General features: G+C 62.1%; 17 protein-coding genes. 8 read left to right on the top strand and 9 right to left on the bottom strand.

Going from position 1 to position 17,862, the window contains the following annotated elements; translation table 11 throughout:
- Positions 1 to 7: 7 nt before the first annotated feature.
- The gene (locus tag C0V76_RS01725) at positions 8 to 709 is read right to left on the bottom strand and encodes a rhamnogalacturonan acetylesterase (RefSeq protein WP_101940627.1); all 702 of its coding nucleotides are present in this window, start codon (positions 707 to 709) and stop codon (positions 8 to 10) included.
- 179 nt (positions 710 to 888) lie between these two features.
- On the opposite strand from C0V76_RS01725, the gene C0V76_RS01720 reads away from it, so the two are divergent.
- The 3 genes from C0V76_RS01720 to C0V76_RS01715 all read left to right on the top strand — a co-directional run bounded on the left by C0V76_RS01720 (position 889) and on the right by C0V76_RS01715 (position 1,897).
- The gene (locus C0V76_RS01720; protein ID WP_101940626.1) at positions 889 to 1,245 is read left to right on the top strand and encodes a NirD/YgiW/YdeI family stress tolerance protein; all 357 of its coding nucleotides are present in this window, start codon (positions 889 to 891) and stop codon (positions 1,243 to 1,245) included.
- A gap of 27 nt (positions 1,246 to 1,272) precedes the next feature.
- Entirely contained in the window at positions 1,273 to 1,416 is a 144-nt protein-coding gene (locus tag C0V76_RS19825; protein WP_158239107.1) for a hypothetical protein, read from the top strand.
- Between the two features lie 73 nt (positions 1,417 to 1,489).
- Positions 1,490 to 1,897, top strand: coding sequence for a hypothetical protein (locus C0V76_RS01715; RefSeq protein ID WP_101940625.1), 408 nt, complete (start codon positions 1,490 to 1,492; stop codon positions 1,895 to 1,897).
- Between the two features lie 48 nt (positions 1,898 to 1,945).
- On the opposite strand, the gene C0V76_RS01710 is transcribed toward C0V76_RS01715, so the two are convergent.
- Complete coding sequence (locus tag C0V76_RS01710; protein ID WP_101941010.1) at positions 1,946 to 3,580, bottom strand: PAS domain-containing methyl-accepting chemotaxis protein; 1,635 nt, start codon at positions 3,578 to 3,580, stop codon at positions 1,946 to 1,948.
- Between the two features lie 395 nt (positions 3,581 to 3,975).
- Between C0V76_RS01710 and C0V76_RS01705 the strand changes: the two genes are divergently transcribed.
- Positions 3,976 to 4,473, top strand: coding sequence for a LexA family transcriptional regulator (locus C0V76_RS01705; RefSeq protein ID WP_101940624.1), 498 nt, complete (start codon positions 3,976 to 3,978; stop codon positions 4,471 to 4,473).
- A gap of 104 nt (positions 4,474 to 4,577) precedes the next feature.
- Positions 4,578 to 5,021, top strand: coding sequence for a hypothetical protein (locus C0V76_RS01700; protein ID WP_101940623.1), 444 nt, complete (start codon positions 4,578 to 4,580; stop codon positions 5,019 to 5,021).
- Positions 5,022 to 5,035: 14 nt separating this feature from the next.
- Here C0V76_RS01700 and C0V76_RS01695 read toward each other — a convergent pair whose 3' ends face one another.
- Positions 5,036 to 5,611 carry a DUF5610 domain-containing protein gene (locus C0V76_RS01695; protein WP_101940622.1) on the bottom strand — a complete coding sequence of 192 codons (576 nt, stop codon included), beginning with the start codon at positions 5,609 to 5,611 and terminating at the stop codon, positions 5,036 to 5,038.
- Positions 5,612 to 5,809: 198 nt separating this feature from the next.
- Entirely contained in the window at positions 5,810 to 7,204 is a 1,395-nt protein-coding gene (locus C0V76_RS01690; RefSeq protein WP_101940621.1) for a right-handed parallel beta-helix repeat-containing protein, read from the bottom strand.
- 300 nt (positions 7,205 to 7,504) lie between these two features.
- Between C0V76_RS01690 and C0V76_RS01685 the strand changes: the two genes are divergently transcribed.
- Positions 7,505 to 7,957, top strand: coding sequence for a DUF441 domain-containing protein (locus tag C0V76_RS01685; RefSeq protein ID WP_101940620.1), 453 nt, complete (start codon positions 7,505 to 7,507; stop codon positions 7,955 to 7,957).
- A gap of 31 nt (positions 7,958 to 7,988) precedes the next feature.
- Here the strand turns inward: C0V76_RS01685 and bla are convergent, their stop codons facing one another.
- Positions 7,989 to 8,843: a class A beta-lactamase gene (gene bla, locus C0V76_RS01680; protein ID WP_158239106.1), complete on the bottom strand. Its 855-nt coding sequence runs from the start codon at positions 8,841 to 8,843 to the stop codon at positions 7,989 to 7,991.
- Between the two features lie 221 nt (positions 8,844 to 9,064).
- Here bla and pelA point away from each other — a divergent pair, with 221 nt between their 5' ends.
- Positions 9,065 to 10,789: a pectate lyase gene (gene pelA, locus C0V76_RS01670; protein ID WP_158239105.1), complete on the top strand. Its 1,725-nt coding sequence runs from the start codon at positions 9,065 to 9,067 to the stop codon at positions 10,787 to 10,789.
- A gap of 75 nt (positions 10,790 to 10,864) precedes the next feature.
- Here the strand turns inward: pelA and C0V76_RS01665 are convergent, their stop codons facing one another.
- The 4 genes from C0V76_RS01665 to polA all read right to left on the bottom strand — a co-directional run bounded on the left by C0V76_RS01665 (position 10,865) and on the right by polA (position 16,993).
- Positions 10,865 to 11,890, bottom strand: a complete 1,026-nt coding sequence (locus C0V76_RS01665; RefSeq protein WP_216821618.1) for an alpha/beta hydrolase — start codon at positions 11,888 to 11,890, stop codon at positions 10,865 to 10,867.
- A 121-nt stretch (positions 11,891 to 12,011) separates the two neighbouring features.
- Positions 12,012 to 13,067, bottom strand: coding sequence for a serine endopeptidase (locus C0V76_RS01660; RefSeq protein WP_101940617.1), 1,056 nt, complete (start codon positions 13,065 to 13,067; stop codon positions 12,012 to 12,014).
- A 150-nt stretch (positions 13,068 to 13,217) separates the two neighbouring features.
- The gene (locus tag C0V76_RS01655; protein ID WP_101940616.1) at positions 13,218 to 14,204 is read right to left on the bottom strand and encodes a hypothetical protein; all 987 of its coding nucleotides are present in this window, start codon (positions 14,202 to 14,204) and stop codon (positions 13,218 to 13,220) included.
- Positions 14,205 to 14,206: 2 nt separating this feature from the next.
- Positions 14,207 to 16,993, bottom strand: a complete 2,787-nt coding sequence (gene polA, locus C0V76_RS01650; RefSeq protein ID WP_101940615.1) for a DNA polymerase I — start codon at positions 16,991 to 16,993, stop codon at positions 14,207 to 14,209.
- 113 nt (positions 16,994 to 17,106) lie between these two features.
- On the opposite strand from polA, the gene C0V76_RS01645 reads away from it, so the two are divergent.
- On the top strand, positions 17,107 to 17,835 hold the full coding sequence (locus C0V76_RS01645; RefSeq protein WP_101940614.1) for a TIGR00730 family Rossman fold protein: 729 nt from the start codon (positions 17,107 to 17,109) through the stop codon (positions 17,833 to 17,835).
- Positions 17,836 to 17,862: the final 27 nt, after the last annotated feature.

The raw sequence follows: 17,862 nt of genomic DNA, 5'->3' as shown, positions 1-17,862 counted from the left end.
GCAGGGCTCAGTCCAGCCCGCTGACGCGCTGCGCCAGGGGCGTATCAAGACCTTTGATCGCCCGCGCCATCAGCTTCGCGATTTCGGCTGCGCCGGCGGGCAGGAAATGGGTGTCGTCCTTGCCGTCCTGGGCGGCGACAAAGAGCTTGATCGTCGCGCTATAGCCGATCTTGCTGTAGTAGGCCTCGCTCAGCGCAGTGAGGTCGATGGCCAGCACGCCCTTCTTCTTCGCCAGCTCCAGCATGGCATCCGGGTATCGCCCGTGCGAGCCCGGCCCACTGGAGCGTTTCAGCCCGCCGCGTCCGACCGGCGTGACCAGCACCGGTATGCCGCCGGCCTTCTGCGTGTCTTCCACATAGCGCGAGAGAAATTCCTGGTAGCTGCCGAAGGGATCGGTGCTGCGCGCTGCATCGCGCTTCTGGTCGTTGTGGCCGAACTGGATGAAAACGTAATCGCCGGGCTGGACCGCGGCAGCCACCGGTGCCCATGCGCCCTCCTCCAGGAAGCTCTTCGAGCTGCGCCCGGAGAGGGCGAAGTTCTTCACCGCCACCTCCGGCGTGAAGTACTGACCGATCACCTGGCCCCAGCCATTGCGCGGATCCGGCGGGGTGTAGCTGGAGACGGTGGAATCCCCGATCAGGAACACGGTTTCTGCGGCCGCGCTGGTCGCCACAAAGGCCAGCGCGAGGAGGAGGGAATGGAGTTTCATGCCGGGCTTTCGTGGATCAGGACTCGATCAGCCGGAGCATAACGGCATCCGCAGTCCTCGCAAGCCCTAAGCCGCCGGAACGCGCCGGCAGGCATTCATCCGACGTTCAGGATCCGCTCACTAGACTGGTTTCCATGCCGCGCTGAAGACCAGCCGGCCCCATTCCAAAGGAGTTGAAAATGAAATCCCTGCTCGCCCTCTGCAGCTTGTCCGCCCTGCTCTGCGCCGCCCCGGTCACGGCGCAATACGTCGGCCCGAACAGCGCGGCCACCCATATCAATCAGCTGAGCGGCCTGTCCAGCCACGACCAGTTCGTCACCCTCCAGGGCCACATCACCCGCCGCGCCAGCAAGGATCTCTACGCGTTCACCGACGGCAGCGGCAACATCTATCTCGATATCGACGACAAGCACTGGGCCTGGCCCCTAGGCAGCCCGGTAGATGCGAAGACCCGGCTCGAAATCCAGGGCAAGTACATCGGCAAGGCCTTCGGTTTCAGCAAGGTGAAGGTCATCGGCATGCGCGTGCTGAACTGAGCCGACGCAATCCAAGGGGCTGACATCATGTTCGACCTGCTGTGCTTCGCGCTCTGCTTCATCCGCTGCCCCTCCGCCACCGGCGCGCTCCTGGGCGCCGTATTGCGGCCGGCCTCCTTGCCCCGGGCGAGCGTCAACGAAAGCCTTCGCCAGGCAGCCCGCAGGATTTGACCTGCATCGATTCCCCGCCTGCCCACTTGCGCCAAGCTGACGTTTTCCGATGCTTCAGCGAAAGGCGCAGGCGATGAAGATAGCTATCCCGACCAAGGATTTCCGGACGGTCTGCGGCCACGCCGGTCAGGCCCGCCGCTGGCTGCTCTACACCCTGCCCGCACCGGTGGGCCTTACCCAGACCCTGCCTGCCGCCGAGGAAATCGAGCTGCCGAAGGAGATGGCCATCCATCATTTCAATGATCAGGGGCCGCATCCGCTGGATGGCGTCGACCTGATCCTGAGCTTCAGCGCCGGCGATGGCTTCTTCCGGCGCATGGAGCAACGCGGCACTCGCGTGCTGCTCACCGGCGAGCCTGATCCGGTGATCGCGATCCGCAACTTCCTGGCCGGAGACGCGCAGCCCAAACCGCCTTTCGATATCACGGCAAAGTTCTGCAAGATTCACGACCTCTTTTCGCGCCATCGCAAACCGGCCTGAGCCTGTGATGGGTGAATGGATAGCCATCCAAAGTTCGTGAGCGGCCGCTCACACCCGGTACTGGGTCACTGCCCGCCGCATGCGTTCCACGCTGCGTTCCAGCTGATGGGTGGTGTCGTCCGTGGCGTGTGCCACCCCCAGATTGCTTTCGGTCTGCCGCGCAATAGCTTCGATGCCGCCGGCCATGTGCTCCATCGCACCGCGCTGCTCCTGGGTGGAATGCGCGATTTCGCCGATGCGCTCGAGCATGGTGTCCACCTCTTGCGTGATGCGGCGCAGCGCAGCCTCGGCATCATGCACCAGCGCCACGCTCTGCCCCACCTGCTCGGCGCTGCGACGCATGCCTTCGACGGCCTCGCCGGTATCGCCCTGAATCCGGCCGATCATGGTGTCGATCTCCTGGGTGGCCTGGCGGGTACGCTCGGCCAGCTTGCGCACCTCGTCCGCCACTACCGCAAAGCCGCGGCCCTGCTCGCCGGCCCGCGCGGCCTCGATGGCGGCATTCAGCGCGAGCAGATTGGTCTGGTCGGCAATATCCTTGATCACCCCAGCGATCTTGCCCACCTCCTGGGTGCGCTGCCCAAGCTGCTCCACCGTTTCGGCGGAGTGCCCGACCGTGACCGACAAGGCGCTGATGGTCTGGCTGGCCTCCACGGACAGGCGCGCGCCGGCTTGCGCTTCCTCTTCCACCTGACGCGAGATGCGATGGGTTTCCTGCACATGCGTGGCCACCTCGCCGATGGACACCGTCATTTCCTCCACGCTGGCCGCCGCACCTGAAGTGTCGCGGCTCTGCTGTTCGGAGGAAGTGAGCAGCCCGGCCATGTCACTGCCCAGCCGCGTCGTGGCTTCGGCCACCTCACGGGTGGTATCGCCAATGATCTGCAGAGTGGCGCGGGTGGCCGCCAGCAGGCTGTCGACACGCCGGGCGATATCGCCGATCTCATCGTTACGCGTCGAATTCAGATTGCTCAGCAGATCGCCATGGCTCAGCACATCGTCCAGACTGCGCCGCATGCTGCGCAGCTCGCCACACACCCGCGGCATCTGCCAGACCACCAGCCACAGGCTGGCGAGCAGACTCAGCCCGGCCAGAGCGCCAGCCAGCGTGCGCGTGAGCGCCCCGGGCCACAGCAGCAAAGCCAGGCAGCTCAGTGCGGCCAGGCAGGCCAAGGCCGCCACGGCTGCCATCTGCACCGGGAAGGCCGTTGCCGCGCGCACCAGCGGGCCGTGATTGCGCCGCACCAAGCCCTGCTCCACGCGCAGGCTACGATCGCCAGCACGCAGGCGGGCGTAGGCCGCGCTGGCCGCTGCAATCTGCTGCGCCGTGGGGCGCGTACGCACCGACTGAAAGCCGACCACCTGGCCGTTTTCGCGCACCGGCGAAACATTCGCCTCCACCCAGTAGAAACCGCCATCCTTGCGCCGGTTCTTGACCACTCCGCGCCAGGGCGTACCGGCCTTGAGGGTGCGCCACATGTCATCGAAAGCGGCTTCCGGCATGTCCGGGTGGCGCACGATGTTGTGCGGCTCGCCGATCATTTCCTCGCGCAGAAAACCGCTGATCTCGGCAAAGGCTGCATTGGCCTCGGTAATGCGTCCCTTGAGATCGGTACGCGAATAGATGAACACCCCGCTGGGGATGATTGTCTCGACTTGAGTGACGGGAAGGTTGCTGCGCATGTTGGGGGGCTCCATTGGATTATTGCCTGTCTTCTGGCCGCCCCTGTGCAGGTGATCTTGCCTGTCAAACTTTGCATGTCTTGCTGCTTGAAACTAACGAAAAGTCGTCAAACAACTTTAGCCCGGATACCTTTCATATAGGCCTTTGGATATAGATGGTCATTCCGCCCAAAAGCGCCCTTAAATATCCAACATTCCATTTATTAACAATGCGTTGCATTAAAATTTCAATACCCACTCAAGCACTGTGTGCTTGTGAAAACATTTGTCATACCAATTGCATGGATCTGCAGCCTTAAGCACGAGCCGACCCAAGCCACGCTTACAACCCACACGGTGCTTGACAGCAACAGCCCCACACTCGGATACTGTATTTATTTACAGCATCTGCCGCCATGACCGATCAGATCCCGCTTCCCTTCGTCAGCCTCGTCGGTGCCTCGCCGTCCGCGCCGCCGGAAGCGCTGCCGGGCATCCGCCGAACCCGTCGCAACCCTGCACGCAGCCGGCCCTTGCTGGTGGCAGGCCGGGCGGCAGAAGCGCCGCCGCTGACAAGCGCCGACGACGACAGCAACAGCCTCGATGTGCACGACTATCTGGTGCGTCGCGACGAAGCGAGTTTCGTCTTCGAAGCGCGTGATGACGCGATGACCGGCACCGGCATCTTCGAGGGCGACCTGCTGATCGTGGACAAGCGCATCCAGCCGGTGCACGGACACATCGTGCTGGCCTTCGTGAACGGCGAGCGCCTGGTGCGCCGCCTGCACCACCGCGGGCATAAAACGGCGCTGCAGGCCGACCACCCGGATCTGCCCGAATTGCTGCTCGAAGCCGGCAGCGAGCTGACGATCTGGGGCGTGGTGGTCGGCAGCTTCAAACGCTTCTGGGCCTGAGCAAAAGAGCCCAGGCCAACCTGGAGCCCACAGGATCAGCCCTGATGGCAAGCCAGGCACCGCCGGATCTATAGTGCAGTTCAGCGTATCCGGCGAGAAATGCCATGTCCCATCCCCCTCATGGTGAATGCAAGGTTTACTGGTGCGATCAGGCATGCTTTGCCGTACTGCAAGGCAGCTTCAACCGCGAAGGCGTGCTGGTCATGACGGCCACGATCCAGCAAGCCTGGCGTGACGCTGGGCAGCCCACGCATTGGGCGCATGTCATGGATCTGCATCAATGGCAGGGCGGCACCGAAAGCGGCTTTGCCGCCTCGCACGATCTGCTGGTATGGGCCACCAGTCATGGCGCAAATGCCATCATCCGCATCCACACCGTGGGCTTCCTGGCCCGCGTGACTGAAAACCAGGGAGTGTTCGACGGCATCGAAGTGCCGGTCATCACCGTCAGCACGCGTGAGCAGGCCTGGGAATGGCTCAGCGCGAACGGCTTTGAGTGTGAAGCCTGCAAGAGGCTCGCAGCGGCCGGAGACTGTCCGGTCGCGTAAAGCAGGCGCTCCGCCTACCCCGCCCGGTCTGCCAGAGGCTCAGCAGCTCTGGCGGTGCGCGCCGCTTCAAAATCGGCATAGCCTTGCAGCACCAGCGCATGGGTCTTTTCGATATTGCTCGCGATATCGCCCTCGAACACCTTCAGGCCTTTGAGGATATCGACGGCTTCCTTGAAGCCTCTCTCAAAACCGCTACGGATCGTGGCCATGAAGTTCTGCAGCACCTTGGCTTCGTCTTCCCCCGCGTGCTGGGTCTTGAAAGCCTCCAGAAAGCCAGTGGAGAGAGCCACGATGCGCCCGGCGGTGCCTTCCGGCGTGTTGTCCTGACTCATCGCCGCCTGCAGCGCGTTGTCACCCAGCTCCGGCTGCAGAGCTTCATTGATGGCATCAATCGCCGATCTGTACAGCAGCGCCAGTGGCTCATTCCTTGAACTGATCGACACATCGAGCGATGCCTTCAGGATCGAGGCATTCAGCTGGGCCAGCGATCGCGCACCGGTAGTGGTGTATTCCTCCGGCGTTCCCACCGCATCAATACTCCGCAGGCGGGGAACAGCACTTGAATCAATGGCATGCACAGGCATCGTCATACGGGCCTCCTGACCGGGCGCCAGAGAGGCGCCCTGCCCGCTTTGAGTATAGGTCCGCACAAATAGCGTGCTGCGTTCATTTCCCCCGGCAAGCACCCGGTGCATCTGGCCAGCCCTGGGCAGGTATCGCAACTCACGAAAAAGCCCCGCCGGGCGAACCAACGGGGCTTTTCATCAGTGTCTGCCGGAAGGCTTGGGTCAATAGACCCGGTAGGAGCACTTGTTCGGCCGGCCACCCGGATCAGAACCAAAGCTGGCGATCGTGCAGCTCACCGCATGGCCGGTTCCGATGTACTTGGTGACCCAGTTGCCCTTGCGGCCAAAGGCCACCCAGCCAGCGCCGGTCTTGACCTTGCAGATCTCGCCAGCGTCGGCACACTTGGTGTAATTCTCCATGTAGTCACCTGCCGGAGCATGACGATCATGCATGTCGTGTTCGTCATCATCACGCCCCAGGCAGGCAACAGGCGTCAGCTGCTTGAGCTTCTTGCCCACGCCGGCGTACTTGCGCAGCTTGTTCTTCACGCACTGCGCGCTGACCGATTCGTACACATAAGGCAGTGTCTTCGGGAAAACAGCGGTGGTCTTCCACTCGATGGCAGTCACGGTATTGATGCCGTCATCCGGCGTCCAGCTGATGCCATAGCGCTTGAAATCGGCCGGGCTTTTCACGTTGTTGTTGCGCAGATCCCACCAGCCGCACAGCGTGGCGTCATAACGGCAGACCACCGGATTGACCGAGTTCTCGAACCAGTTCTGCTCGATCAGCGCATAGCCTTCACGGCGCACGTTGATGCCGGAATCGGTGATGCCGCTGTAGAGGTTGTTGTACATGTGCGTCCAGCCACCGCGCTGCAGGGGCAGGCGCTGGCTCACGTTCGAGTACAAATTGTGGTGGAAGGTGATCTCGCGGCCGCCGGCGATGTCGGTGCCGGAGGAGCCATCCAGGCCGACCTTCTTGTGGTCATGGATGTAGTTGTAGGAAACGGTGACGTTGTGCGAGTTCTTCTTGATGTCGATCGCGCCTTCGAAGGTCAGGTCGCCTTCGGGCGAACCGTTGCATTCGTGGCTGTTGCTGAGCAGCTCGTTGTGGTCGATCCAGACATTCGAGGAAGAATCGACGCGCAGCAGATCGGCATCCTTGGCCGCGCCGCCGAGCGCGCCGAGCTTCATGTTGCGGATGACGACATTGCTGGAGTTGGTCAACGTGATGCCGAAGTTGCCGGAGGAGCCGTCGGCCCCGAGGATGGTCAGGCCGGCGGTATATCCGGTGACGGCCACCTGGCGGTAAGCGTCGTTCCAGTGCGGGTTCGGGCAATTGCCGGCGGCATCTGGATTGTGATCCATCACGATCGTGGCGATCGCGGCATCCTCGTTGCCGGTGTAGGTAATGACCAGCGGATAGGCGCCACCGGGGACGGTGGATGCGCTGGTGATGATGTTGTTGATCTCCTGGTAATTCGCGGCAGTGAAATACCGTGCGCCAGGCAGATCACCGCCATCAGCGGTTGCGAAACCACCGGTACGGGCGGCAAATGCGTTGCCTGCCAACAGCAGGATTGCTGTGGCAAGGATTGTGGGGGTGAGCTTCATGCGCTAGGTCCCGGGCAAGGGTGATGTTGAAGAAATCTGCCGGCGTGGCAGTGCCAGACAGGCATTCCCTCCGCGCTGCTGACACTCAAAAGTACGGGTTTACTCTTACATTTTTAGCATCGAGCTCAGCGCAGGCCCGATGAACGGGCGTAAAGCAGGCTCAGACGGACAGGCGGCATCGATTTGCCCTGAACAGGCCGGCCAGCTTTCTTGGCTAGATCCGCCAGACATGCTCAGGCAAGGGCGACTAGACTCCACACATCCCCAGTACGACGGTGGCCCTTGATGGGTCGGATCCCCATGAGTTTCGAAAACCTGCCCCTCCTCCTGATTCTTGCGCTGGCCGTGGTCGGCAACAACAGCTCGGTTGCCATCGCGGCGAGCGCCCTGCTCCTGCTGAAATTGCTCGGGCTCACGAGCTGGCTGGGCACGGTGGAAACGCATGGCCTCACCATCGGGGTGATCATCCTGACCGCCGCCGTACTGGCGCCCCTGGCCTCAGGCAAGATCGACCTCGCCGGGCTCGGCAATACCTTCAAATCACCGGCCGGCGTGATCGCGGTAATCACCGGGCTCGCCGTCGCCTGGGTGGCCGGGCGGGGCGTGGGCTATATGCAGGCCTCACCCGAGATCGTCACCGCCCTGATGGTCGGCACACTGATCGGCGTGTGCTTTTTCAAGGGACTCGCAGTTGGCCCGCTGATCGCCGGCGGCATGGTGGCCCTCATCGTTGGCCTGTTTCACCTCAAGTAAGGGCAGCACACACACGCCCTGACCCGCGCACTCAGGGACGATAGGCAGCGAAAACCTCACGGCCGATTTCTGCCACGCTGCGATTGAGCTCGGGCATGTCAGCACGGGTCCCGGTCAGGTACAGGCTGACAATCAACGGCGCGCGCTGCGGCGGCCACAGGATCGCCGTGATGCCGCGCGAGCCGTTGTCGCCTGCGCCGGAGCGATCAGCGATCGCCCAGCCAGGGGGCAGCGTAGCGCGAAACAACGGGCCGGCCACCTCGTTGCCCCGCATCCACTGCAGCAGCCGGTCGCGCGAAGCCGGCCTCAGCACATCCCCGAAGAACAGCGCTTGCAAGCTGCGCACCATTGCCACCGGGCTGCTCGTATCGCGCGGATCATCCGCCAGAGCGGAGTTGAGCTCTGGCTCGATGCGGTCCAGCCGGGTCACATCGTCGCCAAGGCCGCGCATGAAACGCGTCACCGCCGCCGGACCACCGATGGCCTCCAGCACCAGATTGGCTGCCGTGTTGTCGCTCGTGTGCATCGTTGCGTCACAGGCCTGCTGCAGGCTGAAGGACTGGCCGACAAATTTTCCGGTCACCGGCGAGTAGCTCAGCAAGGCCTCGCGCCTGATCTCCACCTGTGTCTCCAAACGCAGACGCCCGGCATCGACCTCCGCTAGCAGCGTTGCGCACGCCAGCGTCTTGAAGGTGCTCATCATCGGAAACCGCTGCGTACCCTTTACCGTCTGCAGCGCGCCGCTACCGGTATCGAGAATAGCCAGACCGATGCGCCCGCCCAGACGCGCCTCATGGCTCGCCAGGATGTCTTCGAACGAAGCCGCCTGCGCAAATGGACCGAGAAGCATCAGGAACAAAACCCACAAGCGGAAGGAATGAAGCATGCGGTTATCCGTCATGAAAGCTGATGCGGGTATTTTCGGTCAGGGACGGCGAAAGAAGTGGCCGAAACTCCGCCGCCGGGCCGCAAAAACATAACCAAGGCTTGCCAGAATTCATTTGTCCGACTACGTTAGCATTCCTTATGTAAGAACTTTTCTTATAACCAAAGTCTTATCACACGAGCGCGCCCGAAGAGTCGCGCCATCCATTCCGGAGACAAGCAATGCAGAGCAAATGGTTGTTGGGCGGTGCTGCCGCCCTGATTCTGTCGCTGCCGGCGCATGCCGCAAGCGATGCGCCCACGGGCTACACGAAGTGCGCACAAGTGGGCGGTGCCTGCAGCATGAGCGGCACGCACAGCGTCGCGCTGGGCAAGTCCGGCAGCTTCGTCTACGCCACCTTGAGCGGCAATTTCACCTGTTCGAAATCCCTGTTCACCGGCGGCAGCGCCCTCTCCGACTCGGCCTGGTGCTCGGTTGGCCCGGTCAGCAGCAGTGCCTCCTCTGCAGCCCAGTCCTCAGCAGCAGCGTCATCCGCAGCGGCCGCCTCGACAGCCGCGTCCTCGATTGCAGCCTCGTCCAAAGCCTCTTCCGCTGCATCGTCGGCCGCGGCTTCTTCCAAGGCAGCCTCTTCTGCCGCAGCAAGCAGCACCGGCAATGACGGCGCCTGTGTCAGCGCCTGCACGGATTACATCCGCCAGAACGTGAAGGCCAAGCCCCTGACCCAGGCGCGCATCGACAGCGAAGCCGGCAGCCTCAAGAGCGCCTTCACCACCTACCTGAGTGCCTCGAACTCTGCCCTGGCTGCCGACAAGGCCGCGCTGAAGGCCGAACGCGCGGGCCTCTCCTCGGTGCCCTCGGCACGCGGCTCGGACAAGACCGGCCCGGACACCATGCCGCTCTCGGAAACTGCCTCCTACTACGCCGGCAGCAAGGCCCTGTCGATTGCACGCGAGATCGTCAGCTTCCAGATTCCCTCGGGTGGCTGGGCCAAGAACATGGTGCGCACGGGTGTTGTGCGTGCCAAGGGCCAGTCCTGGACCGGCGGCGGCATCGACCCGAACAGCTCGGATCCGGCCAATTGGCCCTATGTCGGCACCATCGACAACGGCGCCACCATCACCGAGCTCCGCTACCTGGGCAAGGTGCAGGCCGCCCAGAGTACTGATCGCGCCAGCATCCAGGCCTCGATCACCAAGGGCCTGAACTACCTGCTCGCCGCACAGACTCCCAACTGGGGCTGGCCGCAGGTCTACCCGCTCAATGGCGACTATCACGACGCCATCACGCTGAATGACGACGCCATGCTTAACGTCATCAAGCTGCTGCGCGAAATTGGCACCAGCGCCAACAGCGACTTCGCCTTCGTCGACACCCCGCTGCGCAACAAATGCGCTACGGCAGCGAGCAACGGCACCAGCTGGCTGCTCGCCAATCAGGTCTTCGTGAATGGCAAGCGCACCGTATGGGGCCAACAGCATGACGTACTGAGCGGCGCCCCGACCCCGGCCCGTGCCTACGAAATGCCGTCACTGACCTCGCAAGAAAGCGCCAAGATCGTCAGCTTCCTGATGAGCCTGCCGAACCCGGATGCCACCACGCGCGAAGCGGTCTATGCTGCGGCCGACTTCTTCAAGGCCAGCCAGATCAACGACAAGAAGTGGTCCAGCGGCGTGCTCTCCAGCGTGTCGGGCACCAACTCCTGGTCGCGCTACTACGATCTGTCGGTCTACAACCCGACGGCCAGCACCGTCACCGCCCGCGTGCGCATGCTCTTCGGTGATTTTGCCGACCGCCACGGCAGCGCCAGCACGGTGTACGGCCTGATCTTCGGCTCGACCACTTCAGTGTCTGCCGAACGCCTCACCGGCTACGCGCAGTACAACAGCACCGCCCAAGCCATGCTGACAAACTTCGCCAGCTGGAGCAGCAAAAACGCCCGACCGTAAGCTTCGCTTGGCGCGCCAAAAGAAAACCGGGCCTTGCGCCCGGTTTTTTTTGTCTCGCGAATCAGCACATCCGACTCACAGATTGGCCTTGTCATCCCGGATAGCCGGCCCACGCTTGAGGGGCTGGCCCAGGGTCTGCCGGAACCAGCTGGTAACCCGCTCGATCACCGGGGCCTGAAACCAGGTCAGATCTCCATGGCCCGCGCCTTCTACCAGCACATACTCGGCCTTGTTGCCACCCGCGATCAGCGCCCGATAGAACTGGGCACTCTGCTCCGGGGAAACATGTTGGTCGGCGCTGCCGTGGAAGAGCAGGAAGGGCGGCTTCCTGCCCTTCACGTGTCCCATAGAGCTTGCGTCTAGCGCCTTCTCAGGCGTGCTCTGCACCGACGCGCCCGCAAAGCCCGCAAACGCCGGGCCATTCAGCAGCAGGGCTTCGGTCACCGCAGGCGATTCATGAACCGACCGGAGCTTGTCCGGAAAACCGGCGCCAATGTTCAGCAGGCTGGAAATGCCATACAGGCTGACCACGGCCTGCACGTCACCGGACTTGTCGAGAAAGACTCCCTTGTCGAAGCGTTTTTCGCCCGTTGCTGCACCGAGCAACTGCGCCACATAGCCCCCAGCCGAATCCCCCAGCGCGCCAATCCGCGCCGGATCGATGCCGTACTCCGCCGCGTGCTCACGCAAGTAACGCACGGCCGCGCGGGCATCCTCAAGCGGCGCCGGGAAGCGATCGGGCACCGTGCGGTACTCAACCGCCGCCACGACAAAACCCGCCCGGGCCAGTGCCATGCGCATCTCGATGAACTTCTCATGTTCAGACGAGATAAAGCCTCCTCCCGGGAAGTACACAATCGCAGGCTTCAGCTCATCAGTGCGGGGCACAAGCAAGGCCATGCGCATCTGGCGAACCGATCGCGTCGATTTCCATTGTGCATAGATCACCCCGCTGATGCTGTCGACCTGGCCCGTCTCCTGCGCAATCCGGATCACTTGGGCCCCCTCGGTATAGCCCGGCAAGTCGGCAGGCCCGCTGGCCTGCGCCCACTGGGTCGAACCCAGCATCCCGATCAGCAGCAGCAAGAGGGAGCGAAACATGATGGCAATCCTTTCAGATAGAAGCTTGTGGCGATCGGCTCGGGTTAGCGCAACCCGGCCTGGCTGGGTTGTCATTCTGCTCTTTGTCCTGCCCGCGCGAGCCCGGAAATGAGCGCGAATTTCATGCGGCCTTGGCGACCGAAGCCTTGGCCGAGGCCCCGCACGCGTAGCAGTAACGCGCAAACGCGTTTTTGCGCGTGTTGCACTGGCCACAGTGATCGAACAGGCTCAGGCCGCAGTGCGGGCAGAAGTCGGTTTTGCCGTCGCTCATATTTACCGTGCGCTCGCAGCCTGGGCAGATGTTTTTCGACATGCGTGTCTGCGCCAGGTCGTAGTCCATCTCGCGTTGGCGCTGCTGTGCCGGTTGCGCCTCGGCCTGCTTCTGCTGCTCCAGATAGCGCTGCAGGGCCTGAATCGCGTAACGCCCGCCCACCACCGTGATCACGATGCCCACGATGTAGCGCACATAGCCGCCATAGCTGGGCAGGTAAGGCACCAGCTCCACAAAGAAGGCGAACAGCGCAAAGATGATGAAGCCCCACACGAAGGGCCAGGAGCTCGTCTTGCGCTTTTTCGCAAACAACCAGCCCGCCGCCACCAGCAGCGGCAGGGTCAGCAACAAGCGATAGCCAAACACGCGCAATTCCTGCGCGCGCAACGCGCTCAAGTATGCGTCGCGAGCGCTGTCCTGCAAGGTCTGCAGTTCGCGCTGGGCGCGCTCCTTGGCCTGACGCGCATCCAGCGCCGCCTGCTGTTGTTTCTCCATCCCGGCCAGCGCATCGCGTTCGGCTTGGCGCAAATCATCCAGCTGCTTCGTGCGGGCAATCAGCTCCTGATCCTGCTCGGGCCGCGCCGTGGCCTTGCGCGTCGCCAGCCAGTTGCTGAAGGTTTCGCGCGCGGCGCGGTTATTCGCTTGGGCGGACTGATGACCCAGCTGCGCCTGATCGAGTGCGTCCTGCGCCTCCCGGGCATTGATCTCGGCCACGCGGATGGCCTCTTTCACGGCTGGGGCACGCGCCGGATCCAGATAATCATCCAGCGAGCGCCGCACCTCCACCTGCGGCAAATCGCCCACGATGGTATTGCCCAGCCCCACCAGAAACCACGCAAACAACAGTGCCACCAGCCACAGGCCGCGATGAAACCATTTCTCGGACAAACGCAGGGTTTTGCTCATGAAAACTGCTCCTTGTTGTTGTTGAATCCAATGGCCTTGTTTTCAGGTTCGTCCCGGCTTGCGGCCTTGCGCGGCGCATCGGGCAGGATTTTGTTGGGTGGACACAGTGTGCCCACCCTGCGACAGAGATGCAGCCCAGAACGCGTGGGCTCAATTGCCGCTCAGAGATTGACCGAAATTTAGCATCAGCCGTATTTCAGAACGTCGTGCGATTAACTCATGAGCTGTTTCTATAGCCAACTGAATGTCGCCAGCAGACAAGCGGCTCCCACCTTTGTGCACTATCTTGTTTCTAAGCTTACGAAGCCGATCAATATTTTTTAGAAGCTGACAATCTACTAGCCCAAACAGCTCAAGAACATGCGACGTCACCGCGGCCACAAAAGAATTTCCCGTTAGGAATTCCATTCTTTCTGCATTTATTCTTTTTGAGCCACCCGAAACTTCGGCATTCAATCTGTCCAGATGGCTTTTCCATACTTCATTGATTGATCTCTCAATCAACAACCATGCAACGACCAGCGAAATTTCATAGTTCCCATTCTTGTATTCAGAAAGGCTTCTCCCTAGTTCTGAAAAGTCCTTCTCGAGCACACTCTTATTGCTATTGAGTAAATTAGAAAAAACAAGGCCTGCGTAAGCAATAGCATCGATCGAGATTGACTGCCTTACCTGAGAAGCAAGGCGATTACTTGAGTAGCGTGTCCGTTGAAACTCCGAAGTCACACTTTGGGAAGCGAACGGTTCATACAGCAATTTCCCATCAACGTACTCCAGCGCGAAAGTATCTCGGCTCGTTATTTCCCTAAAGTTGAAATAGGAAAGTCTGTCAATCTCTTGGACCGCAGAGTCAAGAATAAGATAGAACGAATTCAAGTAGTTCAGATGCGTAACGCCGCGCTGAAGCGCCGCATCGAACTGTTCTGAATTGACAGCAGGTTCATAGCCTTCCAGTTCTCGAATGCGCAAAGCAATTCGGCCATCCCGGCAGATAATTAGTTCATGCAAATAATCTTTCTGGACATACACATGCTCAGCCATTTTCCCACTGACTGATTCCGCATCAGCATCATCAGGTTCTTCACCAACCCAAAATGGCAGCGACGGATAAAACGCCAAGTAGAGCGTTCTCGACATGCTCAATGCGCCTCATCCCAATTAGCGCCTACTCCAACTTCCGCCAGCAAGGGCACCTTCAACTCCGCCACGCCGGCCATCAGTTTCGGCAGCATTTCCTTCACCAGCGCCAGCTCTGATTCCGGCACTTCGAGGATCAGTTCGTCATGCACCTGCAGCAGCAGTTTGCTCTGCAAACCTTCGGTGTTGAGCCAGTCGTACACGCGGCGCATGGCGAGTTTGACGAGATCCGCCGCCGTGCCTTGCATCGGGGCGTTGATGGCGGCGCGTTCGGCGCCTTGGCGGCGGCCGGCGTTGCTGCTTTTGATTTCGGCGAGCCACAGGCGGCGACCGAAGACGGTTTCGACATAGCCCTGGGTGCGCGCGGCGATGCGAGTGTGCTCCATGTAGCGGGCGACACCGGGGTAGCGGGCGAAGTAGCGGTCGATCCAGCTTTGCGCGGCGCTGCGTTCGATTTCCAGTGATCGCGCGAGGCCATGCGCGCTCATGCCGTAGATCAGGCCGAAGTTGATGGTTTTGGCATAGCGGCGCTGCTCGCTGGTGACTTCTGCGGTGCTCACGCCGAAGACTTCGGCGGCGGTGGCGCGGTGCACGTCTTCCCCCTTGGCGAAGGCGTCGAGCAGGCGCTCGTCTTCCGAGAGATGGGCCATGATGCGCAGCTCGATCTGCGAGTAGTCGGCCGAGACGATGCTGTGGCCAGCCGGGGCGATGAAGGCCTGGCGGATGCGGCGGCCTTCCTGAGTGCGCACGGGGATGTTCTGCAGGTTCGGCTCGCTGGAAGCGAGGCGGCCGGTGATCGCGCCGGTCTGCGAGAAGCTGGTGTGTACGCGGCCTGTAGCCGGATTGACCATGCGCGGCAATTTATCGGTGTAAGTGTTCTTGAGCTTGGCCATGCTGCGGTATTCGAGCAGCAGGCGCGGCAACGGGTAATCGAGAGCCAGCTCGGCGAGCACTTCTTCGTCGGTGCTCGGCGCGCCGCTGGGGGTCTTTTTCTTCACCGGCAGCTTGAGCTGCTCGAAAAGGATTTCGCCGAGCTGCTTGGGGCTGTTGAGGTTGAAGGGCTGGCCGGCCGCGTCATAGGCCTGCGCTTCGATGGCCATCATCTTGCGGCCGAGTTCATCGCTCTGCTGCGCAAGCAAACCGGAGTCGATCAGCACGCCCTGGCGCTCCATGGCCCACAGCACTTCCTGCACCGGCAGCTCGACTTCGCGGTAGACGCGGGTGAGGCCCGGCTCGGCTGCAATCAGGGGGCTGAGCTTCTGGTGCACGCGCAAGGTGACATCGGCATCCTCGGCGCCGTAAGCGGTGGCGAGGGTGAGATCCACGTCGGCAAAGCCGATGGCTTTCGCACCCTTGCCGCAGACATCGGCGTAGGAGAGGGTTTCCATGTTGGTGTAACGCTTGGCGAGGCCGTCCAGATCGTGGCCCTTGTCGCTCTCCCACGCGGCGGATTCGAGCAGGGTGTCTTCCGCCACGCCGCGCAGGCGGATGCCATGGTTGGCAAGCACATGCATGTCATATTTCAGATTCTGACCGAGCTTGGGCTTGCTCGCGTCTTCGAGCCAGGGCTTCAGCGCGGCGAGCACTTCATTCAGCGCTAACTGATCCGGCACACCGGGGTAACGATGGGTGAGCGGCAGGTAGGCGGCCTCGCCCGGGGTGACGCAGAAACTCATGCCCACCAGCAGCGCCTGCATGCCATCAAGGCTGTCGGTTTCGGTGTCGAAGGCGGTGAGCGGCGCGGCATTGATTTTCGCCAGCCATTTCTCCAGCGCCTCGCGGGTGAGGATGCATTCGTAGGCCTCGCGGTGGGCGGCACTGCGCTCGGTGGGCGCTTCATCGGCTTCGCGCACCGGCGCGGCGGGAGCACGCAAAGCGGGCGCGCCGCTGTCACCGAAGAGGCCACCCTGCTCGCCGACTTCGGCTTTCGGGGCCGTGGGTACCTCGCCTTGCAAGCCGCGCAGCCAGCTGCGGAATTCCCAGCGGGTGTAGTGCTCGATCAGGGTGGCGGTATCCGGCTCGCGCCAGGTGAGTTCGTCGAGCTTTTCGGCGAGCGGCACATCGGTGACGATGGTGACCAGCTTCTTGCCCATGGGGATGAAGTCCAAGGCCTTGCGCAGGTTCTCGCCGACCACGCCCTTGACCTTGTCGGCGTTGGCGATGAGGTTATCGAGCGTGCCGTATTCGGTGAGCCATTTCACGGCGGTCTTGGGGCCGCATTTCTCGACGCCCGGCACGTTATCGACGGTGTCGCCCATCAGCGTGAGGTAGTCGACGATGCGCTCGGGCGGCACGCCGAATTTCTCCAGCACGCCGGCGGAATCGAGTGATTCGTTCGTCATGGTGTTCATGAGCGTCACGCCGGGCTGCACGAGCTGGGCCATGTCCTTGTCGCCGGTGGAGATGATCACCTCGAAGCCGCGCTCCACGGCCTGGCGCGTGAGCGTGCCGATCACGTCGTCGGCCTCCACGCCGGGCTCCACGATCACCGGCCAGCCGAGCGCACGCGCGCAGGTCTGGATCGGCTCGATCTGCGGAATCAGATCCTCGGGCGTGGGTTTGCGGGTGGCCTTGTATTCGGGGAACCAGTCGTTGCGGAAGGTCTTGCCCTTGGCATCGAACACGCACACCGCGTGGGTGGCGCCGATGGAATCCCGCAGCGGCATGAGCATGCTGAGCACACCGCGCAGCGCGCCGGTGGGCTCGCCGGCCTTGTTGCGCAGATCAGGTAGCGCATGGAAGGCGCGGAACAGGTAGCTGGAGCCGTCGACGAGCAGGAGTTTGGACATGGTGGATTCTGGAATACGGACTGGGAAAGAGTGAAAGCCGGGCAAGCGGCTTGCCTGATACGGCGAATTGCACGCAGACTGTCTGCTCAAGTCCGACAAGAACAGGATGAGCCATGAGTACCAAACACAAGCTGCCGCCGTTTCGCGCCCCTTCGCTTGCCGAGCAAGGCGAACTGGCCCGCGAGGCCTGGCGGATCTTCGGGATTATGTCAGAGTTCGTGGAGGCCACTGAGCGCCTGAAGCCGATCCGCCCGGCCGTTTCGATCTTCGGCTCGGCCCGCACCAAACCCGATCACCCTTATTACGAACTCACCGAAAAGATCGCCCGCCTGCTGTCGGACTCCGGCTTCTCGGTGATTTCCGGCGGCGGCCCCGGCATCATGGAAGCGGCCAACAAGGGCGCCTTTGCCGGCAAGAGCCCCTCGGTGGGCCTGAACATCCAGCTGCCGCACGAGCAGAGCGGCAATCCGTATCAGGACGTATCGCAAACCTTCCGCCACTTCTTCCCGCGCAAGGTGATGTTCGTGCGCTTCGCCCAGGCCTATGTGGTGATGCCCGGCGGCTTCGGTACGCTGGATGAAGTGATGGAAGCGCTGACCCTGATCCAGACCGGCAAGGGCCGCAAGATTCCGGTGATCCTCGTCTGCAAGGATTTCTGGGCGGGCCTGATCGACTGGTTCCGCAATACGCTGGTGACCGAAAAGATGATCAACCCGGCCGACATGGACCTGATCCAGATCATCGACGACCCGGAGGAGATCGTTGCCGCGATCTTCAAGCACTACGAACAGCGCGGTTTCAATGATCTGCCGGACGAGCACGAGCTGATGCTCAATCTTTGACACTGCGCGGGGCACCCTCTGCCCGCG

Origin of the sequence: Uliginosibacterium sp. TH139, from assembly GCF_002855595.1 — a bacterium.
Classification (GTDB): Bacteria; Pseudomonadota; Gammaproteobacteria; order Burkholderiales; family Rhodocyclaceae; genus Uliginosibacterium; species Uliginosibacterium aquaticum.
The sequence above is the reverse complement of the archived record's forward strand: the minus strand, read 5'-3'. Positions and strand labels throughout refer to the sequence as shown.